The sequence below is a fragment of the Asticcacaulis sp. AC466 genome (assembly GCF_000495815.1).
Lineage (GTDB): Bacteria > Pseudomonadota > Alphaproteobacteria > Caulobacterales > Caulobacteraceae > Asticcacaulis.
This window is the reverse complement of the sequence record NZ_AWGE01000001.1, coordinates 841,284-862,840: the sequence shown is the minus strand read 5'-3', so window position 1 is coordinate 862,840 and position 21,557 is coordinate 841,284. Positions and strand designations below refer to the sequence as shown.

At 60.8% G+C, this 21,557-nt stretch carries 20 protein-coding genes; 11 read left to right on the top strand and 9 right to left on the bottom strand.

Features of this window, described 5'->3' with window-relative positions:
- Window positions 1-72: 72 nt before the first annotated feature.
- The 3 genes from moaC to AEAC466_RS26945 are packed head-to-tail and all read right to left on the bottom strand — an operon-like array spanning window position 73 to window position 1,230.
- Window positions 73-540: a cyclic pyranopterin monophosphate synthase MoaC gene (gene moaC / locus AEAC466_RS26955; protein WP_023456854.1), complete on the bottom strand. Its 468-nt coding sequence runs from the start codon at window positions 538-540 to the stop codon at window positions 73-75.
- A complete protein-coding gene (locus tag AEAC466_RS26950; protein WP_235074138.1) occupies window positions 537-995 on the bottom strand; it encodes a molybdenum cofactor biosynthesis protein MoaE in 459 nt (152 codons plus the stop codon). Before AEAC466_RS26950 ends, moaC begins: the two co-directional genes overlap by 4 nt.
- A 4-nt stretch (window positions 996-999) precedes the next feature.
- Window positions 1,000-1,230: a MoaD/ThiS family protein gene (locus AEAC466_RS26945; protein ID WP_023456852.1), complete on the bottom strand. Its 231-nt coding sequence runs from the start codon at window positions 1,228-1,230 to the stop codon at window positions 1,000-1,002.
- 125 nt (window positions 1,231-1,355) lie between these two features.
- Here AEAC466_RS26945 and AEAC466_RS26940 point away from each other — a divergent pair, with 125 nt between their 5' ends.
- Entirely contained in the window at window positions 1,356-2,534 is a 1,179-nt protein-coding gene (locus AEAC466_RS26940) for a polysaccharide biosynthesis protein (protein ID WP_023456851.1), read from the top strand.
- A 166-nt stretch (window positions 2,535-2,700) separates the two neighbouring features.
- On the opposite strand, the gene cydX is transcribed toward AEAC466_RS26940, so the two are convergent.
- From cydX to AEAC466_RS26925, 3 genes are read right to left on the bottom strand one after another with little or no spacing between them, the layout of a single operon-like run.
- The gene (gene cydX / locus AEAC466_RS26935) at window positions 2,701-2,823 is read right to left on the bottom strand and encodes a cytochrome bd-I oxidase subunit CydX (protein ID WP_023456850.1); all 123 of its coding nucleotides are present in this window, start codon (window positions 2,821-2,823) and stop codon (window positions 2,701-2,703) included.
- Window positions 2,824-2,875: 52 nt separating this feature from the next.
- Window positions 2,876-4,036 carry a cytochrome d ubiquinol oxidase subunit II gene (gene cydB, locus AEAC466_RS26930; protein WP_023456849.1) on the bottom strand — a complete coding sequence of 387 codons (1,161 nt, stop codon included), beginning with the start codon at window positions 4,034-4,036 and terminating at the stop codon, window positions 2,876-2,878.
- A 12-nt stretch (window positions 4,037-4,048) separates the two neighbouring features.
- Entirely contained in the window at window positions 4,049-5,641 is a 1,593-nt protein-coding gene (locus AEAC466_RS26925) for a cytochrome ubiquinol oxidase subunit I (protein ID WP_023456848.1), read from the bottom strand.
- Window positions 5,642-5,766: 125 nt separating this feature from the next.
- Here AEAC466_RS26925 and cydD point away from each other — a divergent pair, with 125 nt between their 5' ends.
- Together cydD and AEAC466_RS26915 are read left to right on the top strand one after the other, a co-directional pair.
- Window positions 5,767-7,434 carry a thiol reductant ABC exporter subunit CydD gene (gene cydD, locus AEAC466_RS26920; RefSeq protein ID WP_235074137.1) on the top strand — a complete coding sequence of 556 codons (1,668 nt, stop codon included), beginning with the start codon at window positions 5,767-5,769 and terminating at the stop codon, window positions 7,432-7,434.
- Complete coding sequence (locus AEAC466_RS26915; RefSeq protein WP_023456846.1) at window positions 7,434-8,981, top strand: amino acid ABC transporter ATP-binding/permease protein; 1,548 nt, start codon at window positions 7,434-7,436, stop codon at window positions 8,979-8,981. Before cydD ends, AEAC466_RS26915 begins: the two co-directional genes overlap by 1 nt.
- Here the strand turns inward: AEAC466_RS26915 and AEAC466_RS26910 are convergent.
- Window positions 8,968-9,645: a TetR/AcrR family transcriptional regulator gene (locus AEAC466_RS26910; protein ID WP_023456845.1), complete on the bottom strand. Its 678-nt coding sequence runs from the start codon at window positions 9,643-9,645 to the stop codon at window positions 8,968-8,970. The two genes, AEAC466_RS26915 and AEAC466_RS26910, sit on opposite strands and share 14 nt — an antisense overlap.
- 124 nt (window positions 9,646-9,769) lie before the next feature.
- Here AEAC466_RS26910 and AEAC466_RS26905 point away from each other — a divergent pair, with 124 nt between their 5' ends.
- The 6 genes from AEAC466_RS26905 to AEAC466_RS26880 all read left to right on the top strand — a co-directional run bounded on the left by AEAC466_RS26905 (window position 9,770) and on the right by AEAC466_RS26880 (window position 17,709).
- Window positions 9,770-11,185, top strand: a complete 1,416-nt coding sequence (locus AEAC466_RS26905; protein ID WP_023456844.1) for an efflux transporter outer membrane subunit — start codon at window positions 9,770-9,772, stop codon at window positions 11,183-11,185.
- A gap of 21 nt (window positions 11,186-11,206) precedes the next feature.
- The gene (locus tag AEAC466_RS26900) at window positions 11,207-12,403 is read left to right on the top strand and encodes an HlyD family efflux transporter periplasmic adaptor subunit (RefSeq protein WP_023456843.1); all 1,197 of its coding nucleotides are present in this window, start codon (window positions 11,207-11,209) and stop codon (window positions 12,401-12,403) included.
- A gap of 92 nt (window positions 12,404-12,495) precedes the next feature.
- Window positions 12,496-14,061, top strand: a complete 1,566-nt coding sequence (locus AEAC466_RS26895; RefSeq protein WP_023456842.1) for a DHA2 family efflux MFS transporter permease subunit — start codon at window positions 12,496-12,498, stop codon at window positions 14,059-14,061.
- Window positions 14,062-14,130: 69 nt separating this feature from the next.
- Window positions 14,131-14,994, top strand: a complete 864-nt coding sequence (locus AEAC466_RS26890) for an isoaspartyl peptidase/L-asparaginase family protein (protein ID WP_023456841.1) — start codon at window positions 14,131-14,133, stop codon at window positions 14,992-14,994.
- 71 nt (window positions 14,995-15,065) lie between these two features.
- Window positions 15,066-16,529, top strand: a complete 1,464-nt coding sequence (locus AEAC466_RS26885; RefSeq protein ID WP_023456840.1) for a DUF1800 domain-containing protein — start codon at window positions 15,066-15,068, stop codon at window positions 16,527-16,529.
- 1 nt (window position 16,530) lies between these two features.
- Entirely contained in the window at window positions 16,531-17,709 is a 1,179-nt protein-coding gene (locus AEAC466_RS26880; protein ID WP_023456839.1) for a DUF1501 domain-containing protein, read from the top strand.
- A 4-nt stretch (window positions 17,710-17,713) separates the two neighbouring features.
- On the opposite strand, the gene AEAC466_RS26875 is transcribed toward AEAC466_RS26880, so the two are convergent.
- Both AEAC466_RS26875 and AEAC466_RS26870 read right to left on the bottom strand, forming a co-directional pair.
- Window positions 17,714-18,628: a polysaccharide deacetylase family protein gene (locus tag AEAC466_RS26875; protein WP_023456838.1), complete on the bottom strand. Its 915-nt coding sequence runs from the start codon at window positions 18,626-18,628 to the stop codon at window positions 17,714-17,716.
- Window positions 18,629-18,786: 158 nt separating this feature from the next.
- The gene (locus tag AEAC466_RS26870) at window positions 18,787-19,137 is read right to left on the bottom strand and encodes a hypothetical protein (RefSeq protein ID WP_023456837.1); all 351 of its coding nucleotides are present in this window, start codon (window positions 19,135-19,137) and stop codon (window positions 18,787-18,789) included.
- Window positions 19,138-19,271: 134 nt separating this feature from the next.
- Between AEAC466_RS26870 and AEAC466_RS26865 the strand changes: the two genes are divergently transcribed.
- Both AEAC466_RS26865 and hppD read left to right on the top strand, forming a co-directional pair.
- The gene (locus AEAC466_RS26865) at window positions 19,272-20,468 is read left to right on the top strand and encodes an amino acid aminotransferase (RefSeq protein WP_023456836.1); all 1,197 of its coding nucleotides are present in this window, start codon (window positions 19,272-19,274) and stop codon (window positions 20,466-20,468) included.
- 10 nt (window positions 20,469-20,478) lie between these two features.
- Window positions 20,479-21,522: a 4-hydroxyphenylpyruvate dioxygenase gene (hppD, locus tag AEAC466_RS26860; RefSeq protein ID WP_023456835.1), complete on the top strand. Its 1,044-nt coding sequence runs from the start codon at window positions 20,479-20,481 to the stop codon at window positions 21,520-21,522.
- Window positions 21,523-21,557 lie beyond the last annotated feature (35 nt).

Below are 21,557 nucleotides of genomic sequence, written 5' to 3'. Positions count from 1 at the left end.
GCTATACCTCAACGCAGAGGCCAAGGACCACAAGGACCTATGGTCTCTGCGTTTCTTTTTGCCCCGTAGAGCCTAAACCCAGTTGGATTTGCCGCCCTGCTTGGCAGTAACGGCGATACCTTCGATGCGCATACCCCTATCGACCGCCTTCAGCATGTCATAAAGCGTCAGCGCAGCGATGCTCACCGCCATCAGCGCCTCCATTTCCACGCCGGTCTGCGACGTCGTCTTGACCTCGGAGGCGATCCTGAAGCCCGGTAAGGCATGATCGACCGTGATGGTAACGGCCACTTGGCTTAGCGCCAAGGGGTGGCATAGAGGAATCAGGTTCGCCGTCTGTTTGGCTGCCATGATGCCCGCCAATTCAGCCGTAGATATCACCGCACCTTTCGGCGTCGTGCCCGCGACGACCATATCCACTGTGGCAGCCGCGCAGATCAAACAGCCCTCGGCTCGGGCAACCCTCGCGGTGACCGCCTTGTCCGACACATCGACCATGCGCGCCCGTCCGGCATCATCCAGGTGACTCAGTTCGCTCATGTCTTGCTCCAACGTTTAAGATCCTCTGCGTCGCGCGCGGTCGGCTCCACCCAGCGATCAACCGTTTCCCCGACTTCCCGCTTCCAGAAGGCCGCTTCCGATTTCAAGCGGTCCATCATGTAGTCGGCAGCCTCGAACGTCGCGCGCCGATGGGCCGCGGCCGCAGCCACGAAGACAACCGGCTCGCCCGCATCAATCCGCCCGCAGCGATGATGAATACAGAGCGCACGTACCTCGAACCGCGCTGCCGCCGCCTCGCCTATGGCCAGAAGCGACGCTTCCGTCATACCAGGATACCAGTCGAGATAAAGATAATCGACAGCCTGGCCGGTCGCGTCGCCTCGCACAACGCCGGTGAAGGCGGTTACGGCGCCGTAAGCACCAAAGCGTGCCAGGAAGTCGGTATGGACCTGCGCAGGCTCGAAGGGTCCATCGATCAAACGAATATCGCACACCGACTTATCCACCGGAAAATACCGAAAAGAAGGCCACCTCGTCACCATCGCTCAATGGCCGGTCGCCACTTTCGACCTGCTGGTTGACGCTCATCAGCGGCGTCACATCACCATGGGGGGTAAACAGTTGCGCACGTAAGGCCAGCAATGATAACCCACCCTCCGGCAGGTCGAGACTCAGGCGACGCCTGCCCATTATGTCCGCGATCCGGCCAAAGAATAAAATATCGATCATGGTCATAGTCTTAACATCATGACGCGCCAAGAGTTGTGAAATTTTTCAAACGGTGCGCGTTTGCGCTTGCTAAAACAACCATAACACGCTCAATACGTGCGTCTTATCTGCTTGTCGGAATATCAATGAGTCTGTCCAACTATCGGCTTCTAAGGTTCCTGTCACGCCTTGCCGCCTTTGGCAAAAAGCCGAACAGCCTCCCTCTGCCTGACCCAAGCGATCCCGCCTCTTTCAAGGTGCTCCTTCACCGTCCGCAGGTTGAACTGGACACGCAGGGCTTGAAAAACTTCTATGCCGGTAAACGTATTCTGGTTACCGGCGCCGGCGGTTCGATCGGATCTGAAATTTGCAAGCAGGTGTTGACGCTTGGCGCGGCGCACGTTTCGCTGATCGACCATTCCGAATTAGCGCTGTACGAAATCGACCGCGCCATCCGCGAGACCTTTCCCAAAAACGGCGCCGGCGACCGTGCCCGCCCGTTCCTGTGCAGCGTCCGCCGCAAGGAACGTATTGCTGCCTTGGTCGCAGCACAAAAGCCCGACGTCATCTTCCACGCCGCTGCCCTGAAGCATGTGCCGATGGTCGAGATGAATCCGAGCGAAAGCGTGCTGACCAATGTACTGGGCACGCAATATGTCATCGACGCCGCCAAGGCGGCGGGCGTACAGCAACTGGTCCTGATTTCGTCGGACAAGGCGGTCGCGCCGTCGTCGCTGATGGGCGCCACCAAGCGGCTGGCCGAGCACCTGATCCGCACCCAGATTTCCGATACGCATCAGGCTTGCGTCGTGCGCTTCGGCAATGTGCTGGGCTCGACCGGCTCCGTCGTGCCTCTGTTCAAATCGCAGATCGAGCGCGGCGGACCGATCACCCTGACCGACCGCGAAGTCGAACGCTATTTCATGACCATCTTCGAGGCCGTCCAGCTGGTGCTGACGGCGGCCATGAACAACGCGCGCACGCCAGAGCATAAATCCGGCCTGTACATTCTGGAAATGGGCAAGCCAGTCAAGATATATGACCTGGCCACTCGCATGATCCGTCTATACGGCCTGCGACCGGACAAGGACATCAAGATCAGCTTCACCGGCCTGCGCGAGGGTGAAAAGATCACCGAAGCCCTGGTCGACGACAACGAAATTCGCGAGCTGGTGCTGCCGGGTATTTTCGAAGTGGTCAATCAGGCTCATGTCGAGCCAATCGCTGAGGAAGTCATGCAGACCCTCTACAATTTGGCGCAGGAAGGCCATGACGATCCCGCGAAGACCATGGTGTTCAATCTGGTGAAGTCCCTGCGCGAATAACCTCATCGCAAGCGGTCAAAAGCAAGCAGTCAAAACAAAAGGCGCCCCGATGGGAGCGCCTTTTTTAGAGCATCATGCCAAAAAGTGGACGCCACTTTTTGGAAAAACATGATGCAAAATCATATATCTAGAGCGAAACAATGATGCCATTTAAAATCATTCCGCTCTAGTTGTTGTAGGGATCTTCGGCATCCGGATCGTCGGCGGTATGAAACTCATACCAGATGCCGTTGAGAATACCGACGGCGACAGCCAGGCCGACACCCAGGATCCATGAAAAATACCACATGTTGCACTCCTAACGAAGGGCCTAGGGGAGACTTTAGCCTCCCCGGCCGTGTCTAATACAGATCGGGATTGGTCTTGAGGTGTTCGGTGCTGATCCGTCCGAACAGCACCTTGTAAACCCAGGCGGTGTAGAGCAGCACTATCGGCAGGAACAACACCGTCACCAGCAGCATGATGAACAGGGTCATGTGCGAGCTGGAAGCCGTCCAGACGAGCAGGCTGGAATGGGCATCGACCGTGCTGGGCAGAATGATCGGGAACATGGCGCACCCGACTGTGCCGATGATGCCGACTATGGCCAGCGAAGAGCCTATGAAGGACAGCCAGTCACTGCGCAAACGCAGGCTCAGGAGTGCCAGCAACGGACCAACAAAGCCCAGTAAAGGCGCCGCCCACATCCACGGGTACTTGCTGAAATTGGTCAGCCAGGCGCCTGCGGCCGGGATCACTTCGGCCCGGGTGGGATTCGACGCACCGTCGGGGGACACCGCCGTAACGACGCTGAAACCCATGCCGGAGAAGCGAATGAACACATACCCGATGGCGAAGAAGACAATCAAAGCGATGGCCGAAATCGCGCCGAAACGAACAGCCCTGTCACGTACGACCCCTTTTTCGATCTTCATGGCCAACCATGTAGAGCCTTGCAGCACCAGCATGGCGACAGAGGTCAGACCGCACAGAAGGGTGAAGGGCGTGAACAAGCCCAAAAGTCCACCCAGGAACTGATCCTGATAGGTGACCCGCAGGTCGCCATCATAATGGATCGGTGCGCCTTGCAGGACGTTGCCGATGGCGACGCCGAAGACCAGGGCGGGAATGAAGCCGCCAACGAACAGCGCCCAGTCCCAATTGCGACGCCAGGCCTTGCCGGGCCGCTTGGAGCGGTACTTGAAGCCGACCGGACGCAGGATAAGCGCCATCAGCACCAGGAACATGGCCAGGTAGAAGCCGGAGAAACTGGCGGCGTAGACGAAGGGCCAGGCCGCGAAGATGGCGCCGCCGCCAAGGATGAACCATACCTGGTTGCCTTCCCAGGTCGCACCGACCGTATTGATGACGGCACGGCGCTCACCGTCATTTTTTGCGACGAAGGGCAGCAGGGCCGCCACCCCCATGTCGAAGCCGTCCATGATGGCGAAGCCGATGAGCAGGACACCCATGAGGCCCCACCAGATGACGCGAAGCGTCGGATAATCGAGAGGAAGTTCCATTGGTCTGTCTCCTTACTCAGCCGGGCCGACAACGGGCAGGGCCGGATTGTCAGTGGCACTGACTTCGGGATCGTTGTGCATGCGGCCGAACTTGGCTTCATACGGTCCCTTTTTGATGGTCTTGATCATGAGCTGGATTTCGATGACCGCCATCACCCCATACATCAGGGTAAAGCCGGCTATGGTCGCCCAGATCTGGGGTTTGTTCAGGCTGGACGCGCCCATGAAGGTCGGTAGCACGCCGTCCACTGCCCAGGGCTGGCGGCCGATTTCGGCCAGCAGCCAGCCGGCTTCGATGGCGATCCACGGGAAGGGGATGGCGACGATGCAGGCCAGCAGGAAGAGCTTGTTGTTGTGTTTATTGAACGTCACCATCAGGAAGGCGGTGGCGAACAGCGCGATGAAGGCGAAACCCAGGCCTGCCATGGCCCGGAAGGCCCAGAACATCACCGGCACGTTGGGAATGGTGTCCATGGCGGCCTTGGTGATGGTCGCTTCGTCAGCCTTGCGCGGATCATCGACATATTTCTTGAGCAGCAGGGCGTAACCCAGGTCGGCCTTATGCGCTTCGAACTGCGCCCGGGCAGCAGGATCGTCTGCATTGACCTTCAGCTTCTCGACACCATCATAGGCGATGATACCGGAGCGGATGCGGCCTTCGTCCTTTTCAACTAGGTCCAGAATACCGATCACAGGTTGATCGACGCTGCGCGTGGCGATCAGGCCCAGGACGTAAGGGATCTTCACATCGAGATCGGTGCGTTGCTCCTTAACGTTGGGGATGCCGAAGATGGAGATGCCCGCGGGCGCCTTTTCGGTGTGCCACATGGATTCCAATGCGGCCAGCTTCATCTTCTGGTTATCGGTGAGTGCATAACCCGACTCATCACCCAGAACGACAACCGACAAAGCGGAGGCCAGGCCAAAGGCGGCGGCGACAGCCATCGACCGCTTGGCGACGCTGGTCCATTTGCCATTGATCAGATATATGGCCGAAATCCCCATGACGAACACAGCCGCCAGCACGTAGCCCGCACTGACCGTATGGACAAACTTGGCCTGAGCGACAGGGTTGAATATGACCTCCATAAAGTTGGTCACTTCCATGCGCATGGTTGCCGGGTTGAATTCAGCGCCGGCGGGATGCTGCATCCAGCCGTTGGCGACAAGAATCCACAAGGCGGACAGGTTGGTGCCGAGCGCCACCAGAAAGGTGACCATCAAATGGGCCGGTTTGGACAGCTTGTCCCAACCGAAGAACATCAACCCGACGAAAGTGGCCTCAAGGAAGAAGGCCATCAAGCCTTCTATCGCCAGGGGCGCACCGAAAATGTCGCCAACATAGTGGGAGTAATAGGACCAGTTCATACCGAACTCGAATTCCATGGTGAGACCTGTTGCCACACCCAGAACGAAGTTGATACCGAACAATAGGCCCCAGAAGCGCGTTATGGTACGCCAAACCTCTTTTCGTGTAAGGACATACACGCTCTCCATGATGACCAGCATGAAGCTCAGACCGAGCGTCAGCGGGACAAATAGGAAGTGATACATGGCGGTCAAGGCGAATTGCAGCCTCGACAGTTCTACGGTACTTAGGTCCATCGGATTTCCCCGGGAAAGTTCGCGTCTCCGGCGAAGAAGACACCCAAAATCAGCCATTAGCAATGACGGTATCTACTCATAAGAGATAAACATCGCTAAAACCATAGAAATTGTAAGGCTTAAGCTTGCCCCCTTCAACACGCACAATGTCGCACCCGGACGCCGCACCCGGCCCCATTCCCAATACCAAGGCCATCCGCCGCCAGTTGCAGGCATGGGCCTCATGGGATGCGCATGGCCTGCGACGGGGGAGCTGGCTTGGGCTGTTGGACGGACTGTGCGTTGCCGGCTTTGCTTGGGGCCTAAGCCATATGGTCAGCGACCTGTTTCATAAAAATCAATCATTGATTTATTTGTGGCCCGCCCTCACCTTGACGGTGGTTGCACTGGCGGGGCGCGCGATAATCGGTCTTTATAATCAAAAGCTTGGCATGGAAACGGCGCGCCATATCGTCAGCCGCATCCGGCTTGACATCATGGAAAAGGCCCTCGCCGGCCGCGTGGATTCCGCCCGCCATCAGGCGCGGCTTAACGCCCTGTTCGAGGACACCGAAAGTCTGGAAGGCTACTATGCGCGCTTCCGTCAGGCCGACCTGTCTGCCCGCGTCCTCCCCCTGATCTTTATCGCGGTCATGGCCATGGTCAGCCCGGTCAGCGCCGGCATATTGTTATTGACCCTGCTTCCGTTTGTCGCACTGATGGCCATTCTGGGCATGACCAGCGCCGACGAATCGAAACGGCAACTGGATGCGCTGTCGCGCCTTTCGAACCTGTTTGTCGATCGTATCCGCGCCCTGCCCTTGATTCTGAGCTTCGATGCGGGGCCACGTCAGGTCGGAATTGTCGGACGCGCCGCCCGCGATGTCGCCGAACGCACCTTGCGCGTGCTCAAGATCGCGTTCGTAACCTCCGCCGTGCTGGAATTCTTCAGCGCCTTGAGCGTCGCGCTGATCGCCATCTATTGCGGCTTCTATCTATTGGGCCAGTTACCCTTCCCCGTGCCGGAGGTCCTGACGCTCGCCAAGGCCTTCTTCGTTCTGGCCCTGGCGCCGGAAGTCTATGCCCCCATGCGCCGCCTGGCGGCCGCCTACCACGACCAGCAAACCGCCATGGCGGCGGCTCAGCGTCTGATGGCGCTGGAGATCCGCCCGGACATAGCCGCGCAAACGGTCCTTAAGGACGCGCCGGAAGTCACCTATGAGGCCGTAGCCTGCACCTTCCCCGACGATCCCGACTTCCGTATCGGCCCGGTCAGCTTCACGGCTCGTCCCGGTGAAGTGATTGCCGTGAGAGGGCCAACCGGTTCGGGGAAGACGACCCTGCTGCGCCTGCTCCTCGGTCACGGCCGGTATGAGGGGGCCATAAGGGTCAACGGTCAGCCCCTCACCGACCTCAGTCGCAGTATCGCCTGGGTATCTCAAAATCCGCCGATTCTGGCGGGCAGCCTGGCCGACAATCTGACCCTCGCCAACCGACAAGCCGATCCGAATGAAGTTATTGAGAAATTTGGCCTTAACACACTCGTTATAACGCGCGAAAGCGCGTTGTCGGCAGCATTGGACGAACGCGGGTCCGGCCTGTCCGGCGGTGAGCGGCGCAAGATCGGCCTGGCGCGCGCCGCGCTCAAGGCCGCGCCGCTATGGGTGCTCGACGAACCGACGGCCGACCTCGACCCAGCCGCCGAAGCCGACCTGATCGCTCGGCTGCCAGATCTGTTCAAGGGACGGACCGTCATCCTGTCCAGTCATTCGCCAGCGTTGTGCGCCCTGGCAGACCGCGTGGTGGAATTGTGATGGCCGGTAATTTCGCAAGCTTTTTAAAAGCCCTTAAAGATCATTTCGGGACACGCCTGTTCCTGACTGCGGTTTTTGCCGCCGGCGTCAGCGTATCGGCGGTCAGTCTGCTCGGCATTTCCGGCTGGTTCCTGACGGGTGCTGCCGTCGCCGGCGCAGCGGGACCGATCGCGGCCCAGGCATTTAACTATCTTCTGCCCAGCGCCGCTATCCGCTTCTTCGCCATAGCCCGCACCGTGTTGCGCTATGGCGAACGCTACATGGGGCATGATGCGGCCCTGCGCGCCATGGCGGAATTACGCCCGGCCCTGTTGGAACGTGTGTTCAAAGCCAATCCAGAAAAGACGTTGCGCATTAGCCGCGGCGACGCCTCCAGCCGGTTCATTCAGGATGTAACGACGCTTGAAACCGCGCTCGTCATGCGCAGCGCCCCCGCTGCGGGCATATCCGGCGTGGTCGCCGCCCTGGTTCTGACCGCGTTCGCCTGCCTGTGGGCCGCGCTAGCTTTGGCGGGCTTCATCGGCCTGGCCCTGCTGGCGGGGTGGTATATTCACCGCCGCCTGCCTGAGGACACCGCCCTTTCGGAACAGGCCGCCATGGGGGAGTTGAAGGCGCGGTTCTATAGCCTGATGACGGTTTTGCCCGATATTCGGACCTACGATCTCCAACAACCCCTGTTGGCCGAATTGCAGGTACTGGAGGCGCAGTTGTTGTCATCCCGCACCCGCGTCGTCAGTAAGGACGCGATCACCGGAGCGATCACCACCCTGCTGACCGGCCTATGCCTGGCCACCGTCGCCGTAGCCAGCATGCACGCCGCGTTGCCGCTTATGGCACTCGCCCTTCTCGCCAGCAGCATGGGATTCGAATCGATGGGAATCCTGCTGCGCGCGCTGGGGCAAACAGCCGGTTTCCGCGAAGCCGAGCATCGCGTCGCGGCCATTTACGACCAATCGCAGGTCATTATCCGCCGCACGGAGGCCGACCCGGTATTCACCTATGGAAATCACACGTACGGCCTCACCGGCCTTAGGCTTCGCATCGCAGGGCCATCGGGATGCGGCAAGACGCGTCTCGCCGAAGCCTTGATGGGACTGCGGTCACTCGATGGCTTTGCCACAAATGCCGGACGCGATCTCTTTTCACTGTGCCCGCAGGACGCCACACCCCTCACCGGCACCCTGCGCGAAAATCTGTCCATGGCAGGCGGTAGCGAAACGGAGATGTGGAACGCTCTGGAGATCGCCCAATTGAAAAACCGCGTATCCGCCATGCCGAAAGGGCTGGATACCTGGATCGGGGATGGGGGCGTAACCTTGTCCGGCGGGGAGCGCAAGCGGCTGGCCCTGGCGCGCAGCCTGTTGCGGCCAGCACCGGTGCTTATACTCGATGAATCGACCGAAGGCCTCGATTTATCGACGGAAGCAGAAGTCGTTGCCCGGCTTGAACGTCACCTGGCGGATGAAAACCGGTCATTGATCCTGATCAGTCATCGCCAGGCGCCCCATGGGCTGGCCAACCAGGTGCTGGACCTTACGCCACATTGACGGGGTCGGTCGGCTTGCTGACGCCATAGGCGGCAAAGAAGACGAACAATGCGGCGTCAACTTCCGCAGCGATGTCTTCGTCCGTCGGCTCGGGGATATAGTTCAACATGCGCGCCTTGATCATGCGACCATGGATGAGCGACACAAACTGGTGCGCCACCTGTTTGGCATTGGGAAAACTCAGTTCGCCACGCGCCTTGGCCTTTTCGAAATAGCTCGCCAGAATGCGCACGCCGCTCAGCGGACCGCTTTCGTAGAACAGACGGCCAATCTCGGGCGACTTCTGCGATTCCGCTGAAATGATGCGCCAGTTTTGTAACGCCTGTTCCGAAGTGAATGATCGCAGATAACGCGTCGCATAATTTTTCAGAACCTTGCGCGCCTCACCTTCTTCGTTCAGCAGCGCGGTCGTCTGGCTGCGATGGAAGATGCAATGGCGCTGGACATAGGCGGTGAACAGTTCTTCCTTGCTTTTGAAATAATTATAAAGCGTACCCTTCGACCCGCCGAGGCGCGCGGCGATGGTCGACATCGACGCGCTGGCATAGCCTTCTTCCATGAAAATCTCGGTCGCGACATCCAGGATCGCTTCGCGGCGCTCCTCACTGCTCATGCGTCCCTTGGGTTCATGCGGTTTCAACGCCGTCACATTTTGTGTTTGCATCGCAAAAATATTCCTCAACCGTACAGTATGGTCAGCTTGACAGATACCGCATCACGGTCTATATGTCCAGTTAATATGACCATACCGTACGGTTATTTCAAGAGTCGCCCCCCAAGAGTCCCCCATGAACTATATTCGTGTTTCCACCCTGGTTGCCGCCCTTCTGGCCACAACCGCATTAAGCGCCTGCACTACGATTCCCCAAAGTGCGCCTTTCGCATCCGAGCCCAGCCAGGCTAAGAAAGTCAATCCTATACAGGCGGTTAACGAACAGAATTGGTGGAGCGACCTTGGCGACCCGCAGTTGCAGCGCCTGATGAATCAGGCGCTTAACAATTCGCCGTCTCTGGCCATTGCGGAAGCGCGCCTAAATCAGGCCCAGGCCGCCGTATCGCAATATCGGGCGGCCGACCGCCCGAATGTGTCGGTGAACGCCGCCGCGTCAGAGGCGCTGCAAAGCGATAATTATCTGTTTCCGCCGGGTCTTATTCCGCATAAATACATCGACCAGGGCCAGGTGACGCTGAATTTCAACTGGGAACTGGACTTCTGGGGCCGCAACCGCGCGGCCATCGATGCCGCCTCTACCCTGGCCCAGGCTGCCCAGGCCGACGCCGCGCAGGCACGTCTCATCCTGTCCACCGCCATAGCCAGCGCCTATGTCGATCTCGACCGCCTCTACCAGACGCGTGACCTGGCTGAGCGCGCCGTCGCCATTCGTGCCGACAGCGCCAAGCTGGTGCAGCAGAAGCTCGACAACGGCGTCAGCAATAAAGCGCAGAACGAACAGGCCAAGGCCGGCATCTATGCCGCACAGGCCGACCTGGCTGCGATCGATGAACAGATCGATATCAACAAACATATGATCGCCATGTTGACAGGGGCCTCGCCCGATTTCGCGGATACCCTGCAACGCCCGGCGATGACGCCCAGCTCGCAGGCCTTCGGCGCCGTTCCTGGCCAGATCGACCTCAATCTCATCGGCCGCCGTCCGGATATCATCGCAGCCCGCTGGCGCGCGGAATCGGCGTCGGCCCGTATCAAGCAGGCGCACGCGGCCTTCTATCCGAATATCAACCTGGCGGCCTTTGCCGGCTTTCAGTCGCTGAAACTGGACAAGTTGTTCGCCAATGGCTCGGACATGGGCCAATTCGGTCCGGCGCTGAGCCTGCCACTGTTCGACGGTGGCGCACTCAAAGCCAACCTGAAATCGGCGGAAAGCGAGCACGCCCTCGCAATCGCCAGTTATAATCAGGACGTTCTGGTCGCCATGCAGCAGGTCGCCGACACCTTGACCAGCCAGCGCGCCCTGCAATCACGCCTCACCACGTCCGAACAGGCCCTGACTGCTTACGAAGACGCTTATCGCCTGAGCAAGTTGCGCTACGACGGCGGCCTATCTGATTACACCTCGCTTCTGGTCGCTGAACAAAGCCTGATCAATCAGCGCCGCGTGGTGGCCGATCTCCGCAGCCGCGCCCTGACCCTAGATATCGCCCTGATAAAGTCGCTGGGCGGCCAATACACCGTAAACAACTAAAGAAATCAGAGAGATTTCATCATGCCCGACACCGCCTCTCCCGCTGAAAAGTTAGAAGAAGCCGCCGAAGCCTACGGCGCGCGCCCTAAGGCCGCCGCCCCTTCCAAACCGCCGGTCGCCAATGCCGCAGGTAACGCCAAGCGCAAACGACTGCTGACCTATCTTGGCGTCGCCGTTGCCGTTGGCGCCGTGGCCTATGGCGCCTGGTACATGCTGGTTGCCTCGCACTATGTCTCGACCGACAACGCCTATGTTGGCACCGATACAGCGCAGGTGAACGCCCTGGTCGCCGGACCGGTCGCCTCAATCGCCGTTTCGGAAACGCAAGCCGTCAAGTCCGGCGATGTTCTTTTGACCATTGACGATGCCGACGCCAAGATCGCTGTCGCCCAGGCAGAGGCCGCCCTGGCCCTGGCTCAACGCCACGTTCAGGGCTATTACGCCAGCGATGCCGCCCTGGCTGGCCAGCTCAGCGCCCGCCAGGCCGATGTGGCCAGCGCCAATGCCCAGATCGCAGCAGCCGAAGCCAATCTCAGCAACGCCAAGACCGAACTGACCCGCCGCCAGAACCTGGCCCAGTCCGGCGCGGTGTCGCAGGAAGAACTCACAACGGCGCAGAACGCCTATACCCAGGCCCAGGCCGCGCTCAATACGGCTCAGGCCGCCCGTGCCCAGGCCCTGGCTGGCGTGGAAGCCGCCGGCGGGCAGCGCGCCACCAACGCGACACAGTTTTCCGGCGTTTCGCCAGCCCAGAACCCCGAAGTTCTGGCCGCCCAGGCCAAGCTGGACGCCGCCAAGCTGGCCCTGGAACGCACCGTCATACGCGCGCCCACCGATGGCATCGTGTCCAAGAAGGCCGTTCAGGTCGGCCAGCAGGTCGGCGTTGGAACGCCCCTTATGACCGTGGTCCCGACCGCGCGCGCCTATGTCGACGCCAATTTCAAGGAAGGCCAGCTGCGCAAGGTCGTTCCGGGCCAGAAGGTCGAACTCCATTCGGACCTCTACGGCAAGAGCGTCACCTATCATGGCACCGTTCGCGGCATTTCCGGCGGGACCGGATCAGCCTTCTCCCTGATCCCCGCCCAGAACGCCTCCGGTAACTGGATCAAGGTGGTTCAACGCCTGCCTGTCCGTATCGATCTGGACCCCAAGGAAGTGGCCGCCCACCCCTTGCGCGTCGGTCTGTCGATGGACGCCAAGATCGATACCCGCAACTAGCGTCACTGGCCCCCGTCACTGGTCCCGCGCTGCTTCTCCCCCTAAGGCGCGGGGCCCTTTTTATCTGATTTGTTTATCCAGAGAGGCGCTCCATGTCCTCCTCCGCTCCGGCCCCGGCCGGTCCCGCGCCCCTCACCGGCGGGATCCTGGCCGTTACGGCCCTTGCCCTGGCGCTCGGCACCTTCATGCAGGTGCTCGACGGCACCATCGCCAATGTCTCCGTGCCCACCATTGCCGGCGACCTGGGCGTCTCGACATCTCAGGGCACGTGGGTCATCACCTCCTTTGCCGTTTCCAACGGCATTTCCGTACCCCTCACCGGCTGGCTGATGGGGCGTTACGGCGTCGTCAAGACCTTCACCGCCTCGGTGCTGCTGTTCACCATCGCCTCCTTCCTGTGCGGTGTGGCGTGGAATATCGACTCGCTGATCTTTTTCCGTATCCTTCAGGGCGCGGTGTCCGGCCCGATGATTCCGGGCTCCCAGGCCCTGCTCATGATGATCTTCCCGCCCAATAAGCGCGGAACGGCCCTGGCGATCTGGTCGATGACCACCCTGGTGGCGCCGATCTGCGGCCCCATACTCGGCGGCTATATTTCCGACAATTTCACCTGGCCTTGGATTTTCTTCATAAATATCCCGGTCGGCGCCTTCTGCGCCTTCTTCTGCTGGCGCGGCATGTCCGATCGTGAAACCCCGACCTTCCAGCGGCCAATCGATCGCACAGGTTTTGCCCTGCTGGTCGTCTGGGTCGGTGCGCTTCAGGTCATGCTCGATACCGGTAAGGAAGCCGACTGGTTCAATTCCCCGGCCATTGTCGTCGAAACCCTTGTCGCCGTCATTGGCTTCATCGCCTGGGTCATCTGGGAACTGAACGACAAGAATCCTATGGTTGACCTGTCCTTCTTCAAGACGCGCAACTTTGCCTTCGGGACCCTGGTCCTATGCGTAGCCTACGCAATCTTCTTCGGCGCCAACCTGCTCATGCCCCTGTGGCTGCAAACCAATATGGGCTACATCGCCACCTGGGCGGGGCTGGTGGCCGCGCCATCGGGCGTCGTCGCCGTCATTCTCACGCCGTTCGCCGCACGGATGCTGAACAGGTATGATGCCCGCATTCTCGGTACGGTCTCGTTGCTGCTGTTCGCCGCCTCGTTCTATATGCGGTCCCTGTTCACCACGGACGCCAGCTTCTTCGTACTGATGCTGCCCATGCTGGTCATGGGGGCGGCGATGAGTATGTTCTTCATCGCCTTCATCAGTATCGGCCTCAACGGCGTGCCGCCCGAACGCGTGCCCGCCGCCTCCGGCCTGTCGAACTTCGCACGGATCGTCGCCGGATCGTTTGCCGCCTCACTGGTCACGACCATGTGGGAACGCAGCGAAAGCCAGCACCAGACGCGCCTGGCCGAGATCATGGGCGGGCCCGGCGGGATGAGTGACGCCATGACCGGCGCCCTCAACCAGGCGACCCAGTTCGGGTTGACGGCGAGCCAAAGTGCGGGCGTCATCATGCGCCAGGTCTCCAGCCAGGCCTTCCTGCTGGCGACGGTCGATCTTTTCCGCATCTCCGCCATCGTCATCCTGATGCTTGTGCCTACGGTCTGGCTGTGCCGCAAGACCTTGGTGCAGGGGCCCGTTACACACGCGGCCGACTGATCCGCTTTTGGACTTGCCCTTGGCGGCGCGGGCGATCATAGGTGCATCCGAAACCATCGGGAGACTCACATGATCGCCTTTGCCTTGCACGGCGGCGCCGGCGCCAAACAGGGACGCGACTACAGCGTCGAAATCGCCAATATGCGCGATATCGCTGAATTTGCCCGCGCCTCGCTCGAAACCGGCGCCCGCGCCTTCGACGTCGTTACCGAAGCCGTGCGGCAACTCGAAGACTCCGGCCTCTATGTCGCGGGCAAGGGGGCGTCGCCCAATATGGCCGGCAATTATGAACTGGACGCCAGCCTGATGAATGGCGCCGATCAGACCTGCGGCGCGGTTACCGCCCTGCAGGGCTTTGCCAATCCGGTGCTGGTGGCCCGCGCGGTCATGGAACACACACCGCACGTCATGCTGGCCGGCGAAGGTGCGGCCTTGTTTGCTCACGAACAGGGCTTCGACCCCATTGCCGACGAAGCCGAATATTTCACCCGCGCCGGACGGTTCGAATCCAACCATCCTCCCGGCACGCTGGCCCACGGCACGGTCGGCGCCGTCTGTCTGGACCGCCATGGTCAACTGGCCGCCGCGACATCGACCGCCGGCGTTTTCGGCAAGCTGGCCGGACGCGTCGGCGATACGCCACTGATCGGGGCGGGCACATGGGCCGACGGCCAGACCGCCATTTCCTGTACCGGTCAGGGCGAATATTTCATTCGCGTCAACGCATCGGCGCAACTGGCCTTCCGGCACAGGGGCGGTCAGGGTCTGGCCGAGGCGGCCGACGCTACCTTGCAGCAGATCGTGGACATGGGCGGCGAAGGCGGACTGATCGCCCTCAATGCTCAAGGCCAAGTGATCACTCCTTTCCGGTCCCAGGGGATGAAACGCGCCTGGTTCTCAGGCGACGGCGACATCCATTCCGAAGCCTTCTAGAAATCGCCGCGACAGTTTCGCCGTAATCGGCGCGTATAAGGTCTGTAACCGATAACGGTGAGGCTCAGACCATGGCGTTAGACCCTGACTATGAAACCGCGCTGGCCCTGTCCCGCTTCGGCTTGGGGAGTGGTGAAAACGGCATCTCCGCCCTGACTGGTAATGTCCGAGAGCGGCTGAAAGCGGAAATAAGGGCGGGCGCGCCCCAGCCCAGGGCAGGCGATCTGCGCGATACGCCAACCCTGCTGGCTGAGACCTACGACTACCAGAAGGAAAAGGCCGCGGCGCGTAAGGCCGAGCGCGCCAACGACACATCCGCCGCCATGCCAAAAGGCGGCATGGCCCCAGAACAGATGCCAGAACAGTCGATGGTGCAAAAGCGCGGCGCCAAGATGATGCCTGATGCCAAGACGATGACCGGACCCAATCCAATCCGCGATGCCGAACTGGCCGAACTTCGCGCGCGTTTCAATGACACCCTGATAACACCAGACATCGGTTTCAACGAACGAATGGTCATGTTCTGGACCAACCATTTCGCCATTTCGACCAAGAAAAGCCAGCCGGTCGCCGCCATTTCCGGCGCATACGAACGCGAAGCCATCCGGCCGCATGTTTTCGGCCGCTTCCACGACCTGCTTCTGGCCGTCGAAACCCATCCCTGCATGTTGCTGTATCTCGACAACACCCAGTCGGTCGGTCCGGATTCGCCTGCGCGCAATAACGGCAAGCGCGGCCTGAATGAAAATCTGGCACGTGAGATCATGGAGTTGCATACCCTAGGCGTCGGGTCCGGCTACACTCAGGCCGATGTCACCAGCTTCGCCAAGGTAATCACCGGCTGGTCGGTGAGCCGTACCGAAAAACAAGAGGCACCGGGCACCTTCCTATTCAATGCCCGCGCCCATGAACCTGGCGTACAAACCATCATGGGCAAGCGCTACGCGCAAGCTGGCCTGGCCCAGGGCCAGGCTGTGCTGGCCGATCTGGCCCGTCATCCGGCCACCGCTCACCATATCGCAACGAAACTGGCCCGCCACTTCGTCGCCGACGATCCACCGCCGGCCCTCGTCGACCGGCTCAGCCGCACTTTTCTCGATAGCGACGGCGACCTGGCGGCTGTGTCAACCACCCTGATCGAAGCGCCCGAGGCCTGGACGCCGCGCCTGACCAAGATGCGGTCGCCGCTGGAATATATCGCCGCCGCCCTACGCGCCACCGGTGCAACCCTGCGCCCTCAAGCCATTACGCAAGCGCTCAACGCCATGGGTCAACCGTGGTGGCAACCGGCCGGACCGAACGGTTTTCCCGACACCGTCGCCGCCTGGGCATCGCCCGAAGGCCTGAGCACACGTATGGATTTTGCCAACGCATTGGCCGGCGCGGCCGATAAAACCGTCGATCCACGCACCTTCGCCACTAGCCATCTCGGCCCCCTGCTCAGCGATCACACAGCCCAGGCTATTGCCCGGGCCGAAACCCAGGCGCAGGGCCTGAGTCTGGCCCTGCTTTCCCCCGAATTCATGAGGCGCTGACATGACCAACCGCCGCCAACTGCTCACCCTCGGCGCCACCGCCGCTTTTTCCGCCTTCATCCCGCGCTTGAGTTCGGCGGCGGGCGGGCGCGATCCGCGCTTTGTCACCATCATTCTTCGCGGGGCGCTCGATGGCCTGACCGCCGTACCGCCGGCGGGCGATCCGGATTACGCGGCGCTTCGCGGCGATCTGCCGGTAGAAGGGGCGATACCGCTCGACTCGACCTTCAGCCTGCACCCGTCGATGAATGCCTTCGCCCGACAATATAAGGCAGGACAGGCTCTTGTGATCCATGCCGCCGCATCGCCCTATCGCGAACGGTCCCACTTCGACGGCCAGGACGTGCTGGAATCGGGTATGACGGCGCCCGGCCACACGGACTCAGGCTGGATGAACCGCTTTCTGCGCACATTGCCGGGGGCACAGACGGCCAGCTTACGCGGTCTGGGCGTCGGGGGTGTCACGCCGCTGGTCATGCGCGGTCAGGCACCGGTCCTGGGCTGGGCGCCCGCGACGCTGAAACCCGTCGATGCCGACCTGCCGCCGCGTCTGCTCAGCCTCTATCAGGCCACCGATCCTTTGCTTGCCAGCACCCTTACCGAAGCCATCGCCACCGGCAAGATCGTCGGGGCGGAAAAAGGCATGGTAAAGGCGGGCGGCGGTCCGGGCGATCCGAAAACGATGATCGCCATGGCCGAAGGGGCGGCAAAGCTGTTGGCCCAACCCGACGGCCCGCGCATTGCCGCCCTTGCCTTCGAAGGGTGGGACACCCACGCTCAGGAAAAACAGCGGCTCGCGAACTTGCTGGGTGGACTTGATGGCGCTTTGGCCGCCTTCGAAACCGGATTGGGACCGGCATGGCGCGACACGGCCATTCTGGTCATCACCGAATTTGGCCGAACCGCTGCGGTTAACGGCACCGGCGGTACGGATCACGGCACAGCGGCGGCGGCCTTCATGGCCGGCGGTGCGGTGAAGGGTGGGCGCGTCATTGCCGACTGGCCCGGACTCAAAACGGGGCAGCTGTATGAAGCACGCGACTTGAAACCAACCACCGACCTGCGCGGCGTCATGAAAGGGATCATGGCCGACCTCTACGCCGTGCCGGAAAGCGCCCTGTCGCGCGACGTCTTCCCGGACTCAGCAGGCGTGCGGCCTATGAGCGGCCTGATCGCCTAAGGGCTCACCGGCAGAGCGTATCGAGATTGGCGATATCGACATCCGCCGGCGCACCGGCCCATATATCCGCACCTTTTTCCCTGGCCTGACGCTCAATCAGCAGGCCTTCGCCGCGATGGGCGCTGACCGCGCTATAGACGGGATCGCCCTGGGCCTCGTCGAGCGAAACGAAGGTCGCGCCTTCGGCTTCGAATTCGCTCAGGACCTGCGGCAGCATCAGGGCCGTGAACGCCCCTTCGTGGATCAGCAGGACATGAGAAATCTGGCGTCCGTAAAGCTTTTGCGATCCATAGGTGGATCGGGCAATCGATGCCTTGACGCCCTGCATATACTGCACCTTCATGGCGTCAATCGTCGCCGCATCCCCTTTGGTCAGACACCGGTTATAGGTTTCGGTATAGGCCCAATCATTGAAGCTGATGGTCACGTCGGCTATGCGATATCCCTTGGTGGCCAGATAGTCCATTATGCCCTTATGCAAAGCGGGATCGGTGCCGGCATTTAGGAACGGGAAGCGCAGTACGCGCCAATCCTGACCAGCCATCAATTCCTTCAAAACCGGCTCATTTTTCTCAATGTCGCCTTCGAACGCTGTCAACCCGCCCGTATTGATATTCATGTGGGTGTACGTATGATTGCCAAGCGGATAGCCGGCGTCGCGCCACAGCTTCAGAACCGCCTTGGTGCCCGGTTCGCGTTCCAGCGCAACGGCATTGATAAAGCCATAGACACCCGGCACCTTGTGCGCCTTAAGCGCGGCCAGGTAGTCGCGCGCAACCTCTTCGCGGCTATGGCCAGGGACCGGGCTGCCATGCGCCGGCAAGTCGTCGACCGTGATCGCCACCTTGAACGGCTCTGCTTTCGCGCCGAACGCCACCAGGGCAAGAACCGCCGCCACGCCTGTTAAAATCCGCTTCATGCCTATCTCCCAATCGGTCGGCTTGTCGTCAGCCGTTGGCCAACCATGCGTCAAATCCGGGACGACGACAAGCGGGATTGCGGTTTAGGCAGACAAGCCATTGCGAGACCGGCGAATGGCCATTTTTAGTCTCAGGCGGCGAATGGCCATTTTTAGTCTCAGGCGGCGAATGCCTGGGCCGCCTGTTGCGTCAGATCTTCCAGTTCCGCGAAACGCTCCGGCGCCACGTCTTGAAACACGAAGCACGTCTTGCTCTGGGCGTGTTTCTTGAGCGCGTCAGGCACCGTCAAATCCCGCCCCTGGCGCATAGCCAGCGGCGGCAGATAGTAGGACACCGTATTACCGCTGAGGCGGACCGTCCCGAACCACGCCGGGTCCCGGGATTGCATCACGTTGGTCGGTACATTGAGGGTCATTTCGCCTTGTACTTCCTTACCGATCTTCATCGTGGGAGCGGCACGCACCATCAGGTCGCGTAGAGAAATATAAAGCGGGTACATATCAGCCATCTATGCCTTTTCCTTGCAGCTATGACGCTCTCACGGCGTCGTGACACCGTCATAGCGGCAAAAACCAAAAAAAGGATTGCCACGGAGCGTTAACACGCATAGTTTCATTAGATACTATTGTATTGGAAACGATCATGACCACCGATCTGCTGACCAAACCGGGCCTCTTCGCGACGCTGGACGATCAGCCGCTTGACGCCATGCTAACCCTCCTTCATCGCCTGCGCAGCGATCCGCGCGAAGGCAAGATAGATCTCGGCATCGGCGTTTATGGCGATGAAACCGGCCAGACCCCGGTCATGCGCGCCGTCAAGCAGGCCGAGGCGCATCTGCACCAGCACCAGACCACCAAGACCTATGTCGCCGCCGAAGGCGATGCGGGCTTCGTCGCCGCGCTGGCGCCGCTGGTGCTCGGCGACAGCCGCGCCCGCGATGACCGGTTTTGTGGCCTGCAAACACCGGGCGGCACGGGCGCCCTGCGCCTGGCCGCCGAACTAATCGCCCGCGCCAATCCCGAAGCCCGTGTTTGGCTGGGCACCCCGACCTGGGTCAATCATCGCGGGTTGATGCAGGCGGCTGGCCTACAGGTGCTGGAGCATCCCTTCTTCGACAAGGCCACCCAGGCCGTCACCTTCGACGCCATGATGAGCGTTCTGGAAACCGCACGCAGCGGAGACGTGCTGCTGCTGCACGCCTGTTGTCACAATCCGACGGGCGCGGAGTTCACGCCGGACCAATGGAACCTTATTGGCGACCTGTGCGCGCGCAAGGGCCTGGTCCCGCTCATCGACATCGCCTATCAGGGGCTCGGCCACGGCATGGAGGCCGACGCGGCGGGCATGCGAACCGTTCTGGACAAAGTACCGGAAGCGATTGTCGCCGCCTCGTGCTCCAAAAACTTCGGTCTGTACCGCGAACGGATCGGTGCCTTGTGGGTAAAAGCCGAGACCGCCCAAACCGCCCTGCGCGCCCGCGCAAACCTGATCCTGACTGCTCGTACCATGTGGTCCATGCCCCCCGACCATGGGGCGTCCGTTGTGCGCACCATACTGGAATCCCCCACCCTGACCCACCTGTGGCGCGCCGAACTCGATGAGATGCGCGCACGCCTGAATTCGATGCGCGCGGCCCTGGCCGTTGCCCTTCCCGCCCTGTCGGCTATTGCCAGCCAGACCGGCATGTTTGCGCTTCTGCCGCTGGAACGTGATCAGGTCGTCGCCCTGCGCGAACAGCATGGCATCTACATGCTCAACTCAGGCCGCATCAATATCGCCGGCCTGCAATCGGACAACCTGCCGCGTTTCGCCGCTGCCCTCGAACCCTATCTGTAAGGAGACATACATGCGCGATAATCCTTTAGGACTGAACGGCTTCGAATTTGTCGAATTTACCGGCCCCGATACCGCCACCATGGCCGCTCAGCTGGAGATGATGGGTTTCGTCGCCGCCTCCCGCCACAAGACCCGCGACATCGTGCGCTACAAGCAGGGTCACATCAACTTTTTGCTCAATACCGGCGGGTCCGCCCAGGCGCGCGATTTCGCCGATCACCATGGCCCGTCGGCCAATGGCATGGCGTTCCGCGTCGCCGACGCCAGGGCCGCCTATAACCTGGCCCTTGAAAACGGCGCCCAGCCCGTCGATGCAGCGCAGGGTGCGCTTGGTGCCGATAGCTATGTGCTGAAAGGCATCGGCGGTTCGCTGCTGTATCTCGTCGACCATGACATCTATGCCGACTGGGACGCGGTTGCCGGCGCGGCAGAAGCCGAAGCCGCCAACACGGTCGGTTTCGAAATTCTCGACCACCTCACCCACAACGTCAAACGTGGCCAGATGCGCACCTGGTCCAGCTTCTATGCCCAGATCTTCGGATTCGAGGAACAGAAGTATTTCGACATCAAGGGCCAGGCGACCGGACTATTCAGCCAGGCCATGATCGCGCCCGACGGTCATATCCGCATTCCGCTCAACGAAAGCCAGGACGACACCAGTCAGATCGAGGAATTCCTGCGTCAGTACAATGGCGAAGGCATTCAACATATCGCCCTTACGACCGAAAACATTTATGAGACGGTCGAAAAACTGCGCGCCCGCGGCGTCAACCTGCAAGACACCATCCTCACCTATTACGATCTGGTCGATAAACGCGTGCCCGGCCACGGCGAGGATCTGGAACGCCTGAAAGCCAATCGCATCCTGATTGACGGCGACGTCGGCGAAGACGGCATCCTGTTGCAAATCTTTACCGAAAACACATTCGGTCCGATCTTCTTCGAAGTCATTCAACGCAAAGGCAATCAGGGTTTCGGCAATGGCAATTTCCAGGCCCTGTTCGAATCGATTGAACTGGACCAGATCCGGCGTGGCGTTATCAAGGTCGCGTAGACCGGCCACCGACGCCGCGCACGCATATGTGCGTG

What these genes read in the sequence shown, in the direction of transcription:
- AEAC466_RS26915 (WP_023456846.1), top strand. Translation starts at nt 7,434, where the DNA reads ATGGCCGGTAATTTCGCAAGCTTTTTAAAAGCCCTTAAAGATCATTTC.
- AEAC466_RS26900 (WP_023456843.1), top strand. Translation starts at nt 11,207, where the DNA reads ATGCCCGACACCGCCTCTCCCGCTGAAAAGTTAGAAGAAGCCGCCGAA.
- cydX (WP_023456850.1), bottom strand. Translation starts at nt 2,823, where the DNA reads ATGTGGTATTTTTCATGGATCCTGGGTGTCGGCCTGGCTGTCGCCGTC.
- cydB (WP_023456849.1), bottom strand. Translation starts at nt 4,036, where the DNA reads ATGGAACTTCCTCTCGATTATCCGACGCTTCGCGTCATCTGGTGGGGC.
- AEAC466_RS26865 (WP_023456836.1), top strand. Translation starts at nt 19,272, where the DNA reads ATGACCACCGATCTGCTGACCAAACCGGGCCTCTTCGCGACGCTGGAC.
- hppD (WP_023456835.1), top strand. Translation starts at nt 20,479, where the DNA reads ATGCGCGATAATCCTTTAGGACTGAACGGCTTCGAATTTGTCGAATTT.
- AEAC466_RS26895 (WP_023456842.1), top strand. Translation starts at nt 12,496, where the DNA reads ATGTCCTCCTCCGCTCCGGCCCCGGCCGGTCCCGCGCCCCTCACCGGC.
- AEAC466_RS26875 (WP_023456838.1), bottom strand. Translation starts at nt 18,628, where the DNA reads ATGAAGCGGATTTTAACAGGCGTGGCGGCGGTTCTTGCCCTGGTGGCG.
- AEAC466_RS26925 (WP_023456848.1), bottom strand. Translation starts at nt 5,641, where the DNA reads ATGGACCTAAGTACCGTAGAACTGTCGAGGCTGCAATTCGCCTTGACC.
- AEAC466_RS26870 (WP_023456837.1), bottom strand. Translation starts at nt 19,137, where the DNA reads ATGGCTGATATGTACCCGCTTTATATTTCTCTACGCGACCTGATGGTG.
- AEAC466_RS26890 (WP_023456841.1), top strand. Translation starts at nt 14,131, where the DNA reads ATGATCGCCTTTGCCTTGCACGGCGGCGCCGGCGCCAAACAGGGACGC.
- AEAC466_RS26885 (WP_023456840.1), top strand. Translation starts at nt 15,066, where the DNA reads ATGGCGTTAGACCCTGACTATGAAACCGCGCTGGCCCTGTCCCGCTTC.
- moaC (WP_023456854.1), bottom strand. Translation starts at nt 540, where the DNA reads ATGAGCGAACTGAGTCACCTGGATGATGCCGGACGGGCGCGCATGGTC.
- AEAC466_RS26905 (WP_023456844.1), top strand. Translation starts at nt 9,770, where the DNA reads ATGAACTATATTCGTGTTTCCACCCTGGTTGCCGCCCTTCTGGCCACA.
- AEAC466_RS26880 (WP_023456839.1), top strand. Translation starts at nt 16,531, where the DNA reads ATGACCAACCGCCGCCAACTGCTCACCCTCGGCGCCACCGCCGCTTTT.
- AEAC466_RS26940 (WP_023456851.1), top strand. Translation starts at nt 1,356, where the DNA reads ATGAGTCTGTCCAACTATCGGCTTCTAAGGTTCCTGTCACGCCTTGCC.
- AEAC466_RS26945 (WP_023456852.1), bottom strand. Translation starts at nt 1,230, where the DNA reads ATGATCGATATTTTATTCTTTGGCCGGATCGCGGACATAATGGGCAGG.
- AEAC466_RS26910 (WP_023456845.1), bottom strand. Translation starts at nt 9,645, where the DNA reads ATGCAAACACAAAATGTGACGGCGTTGAAACCGCATGAACCCAAGGGA.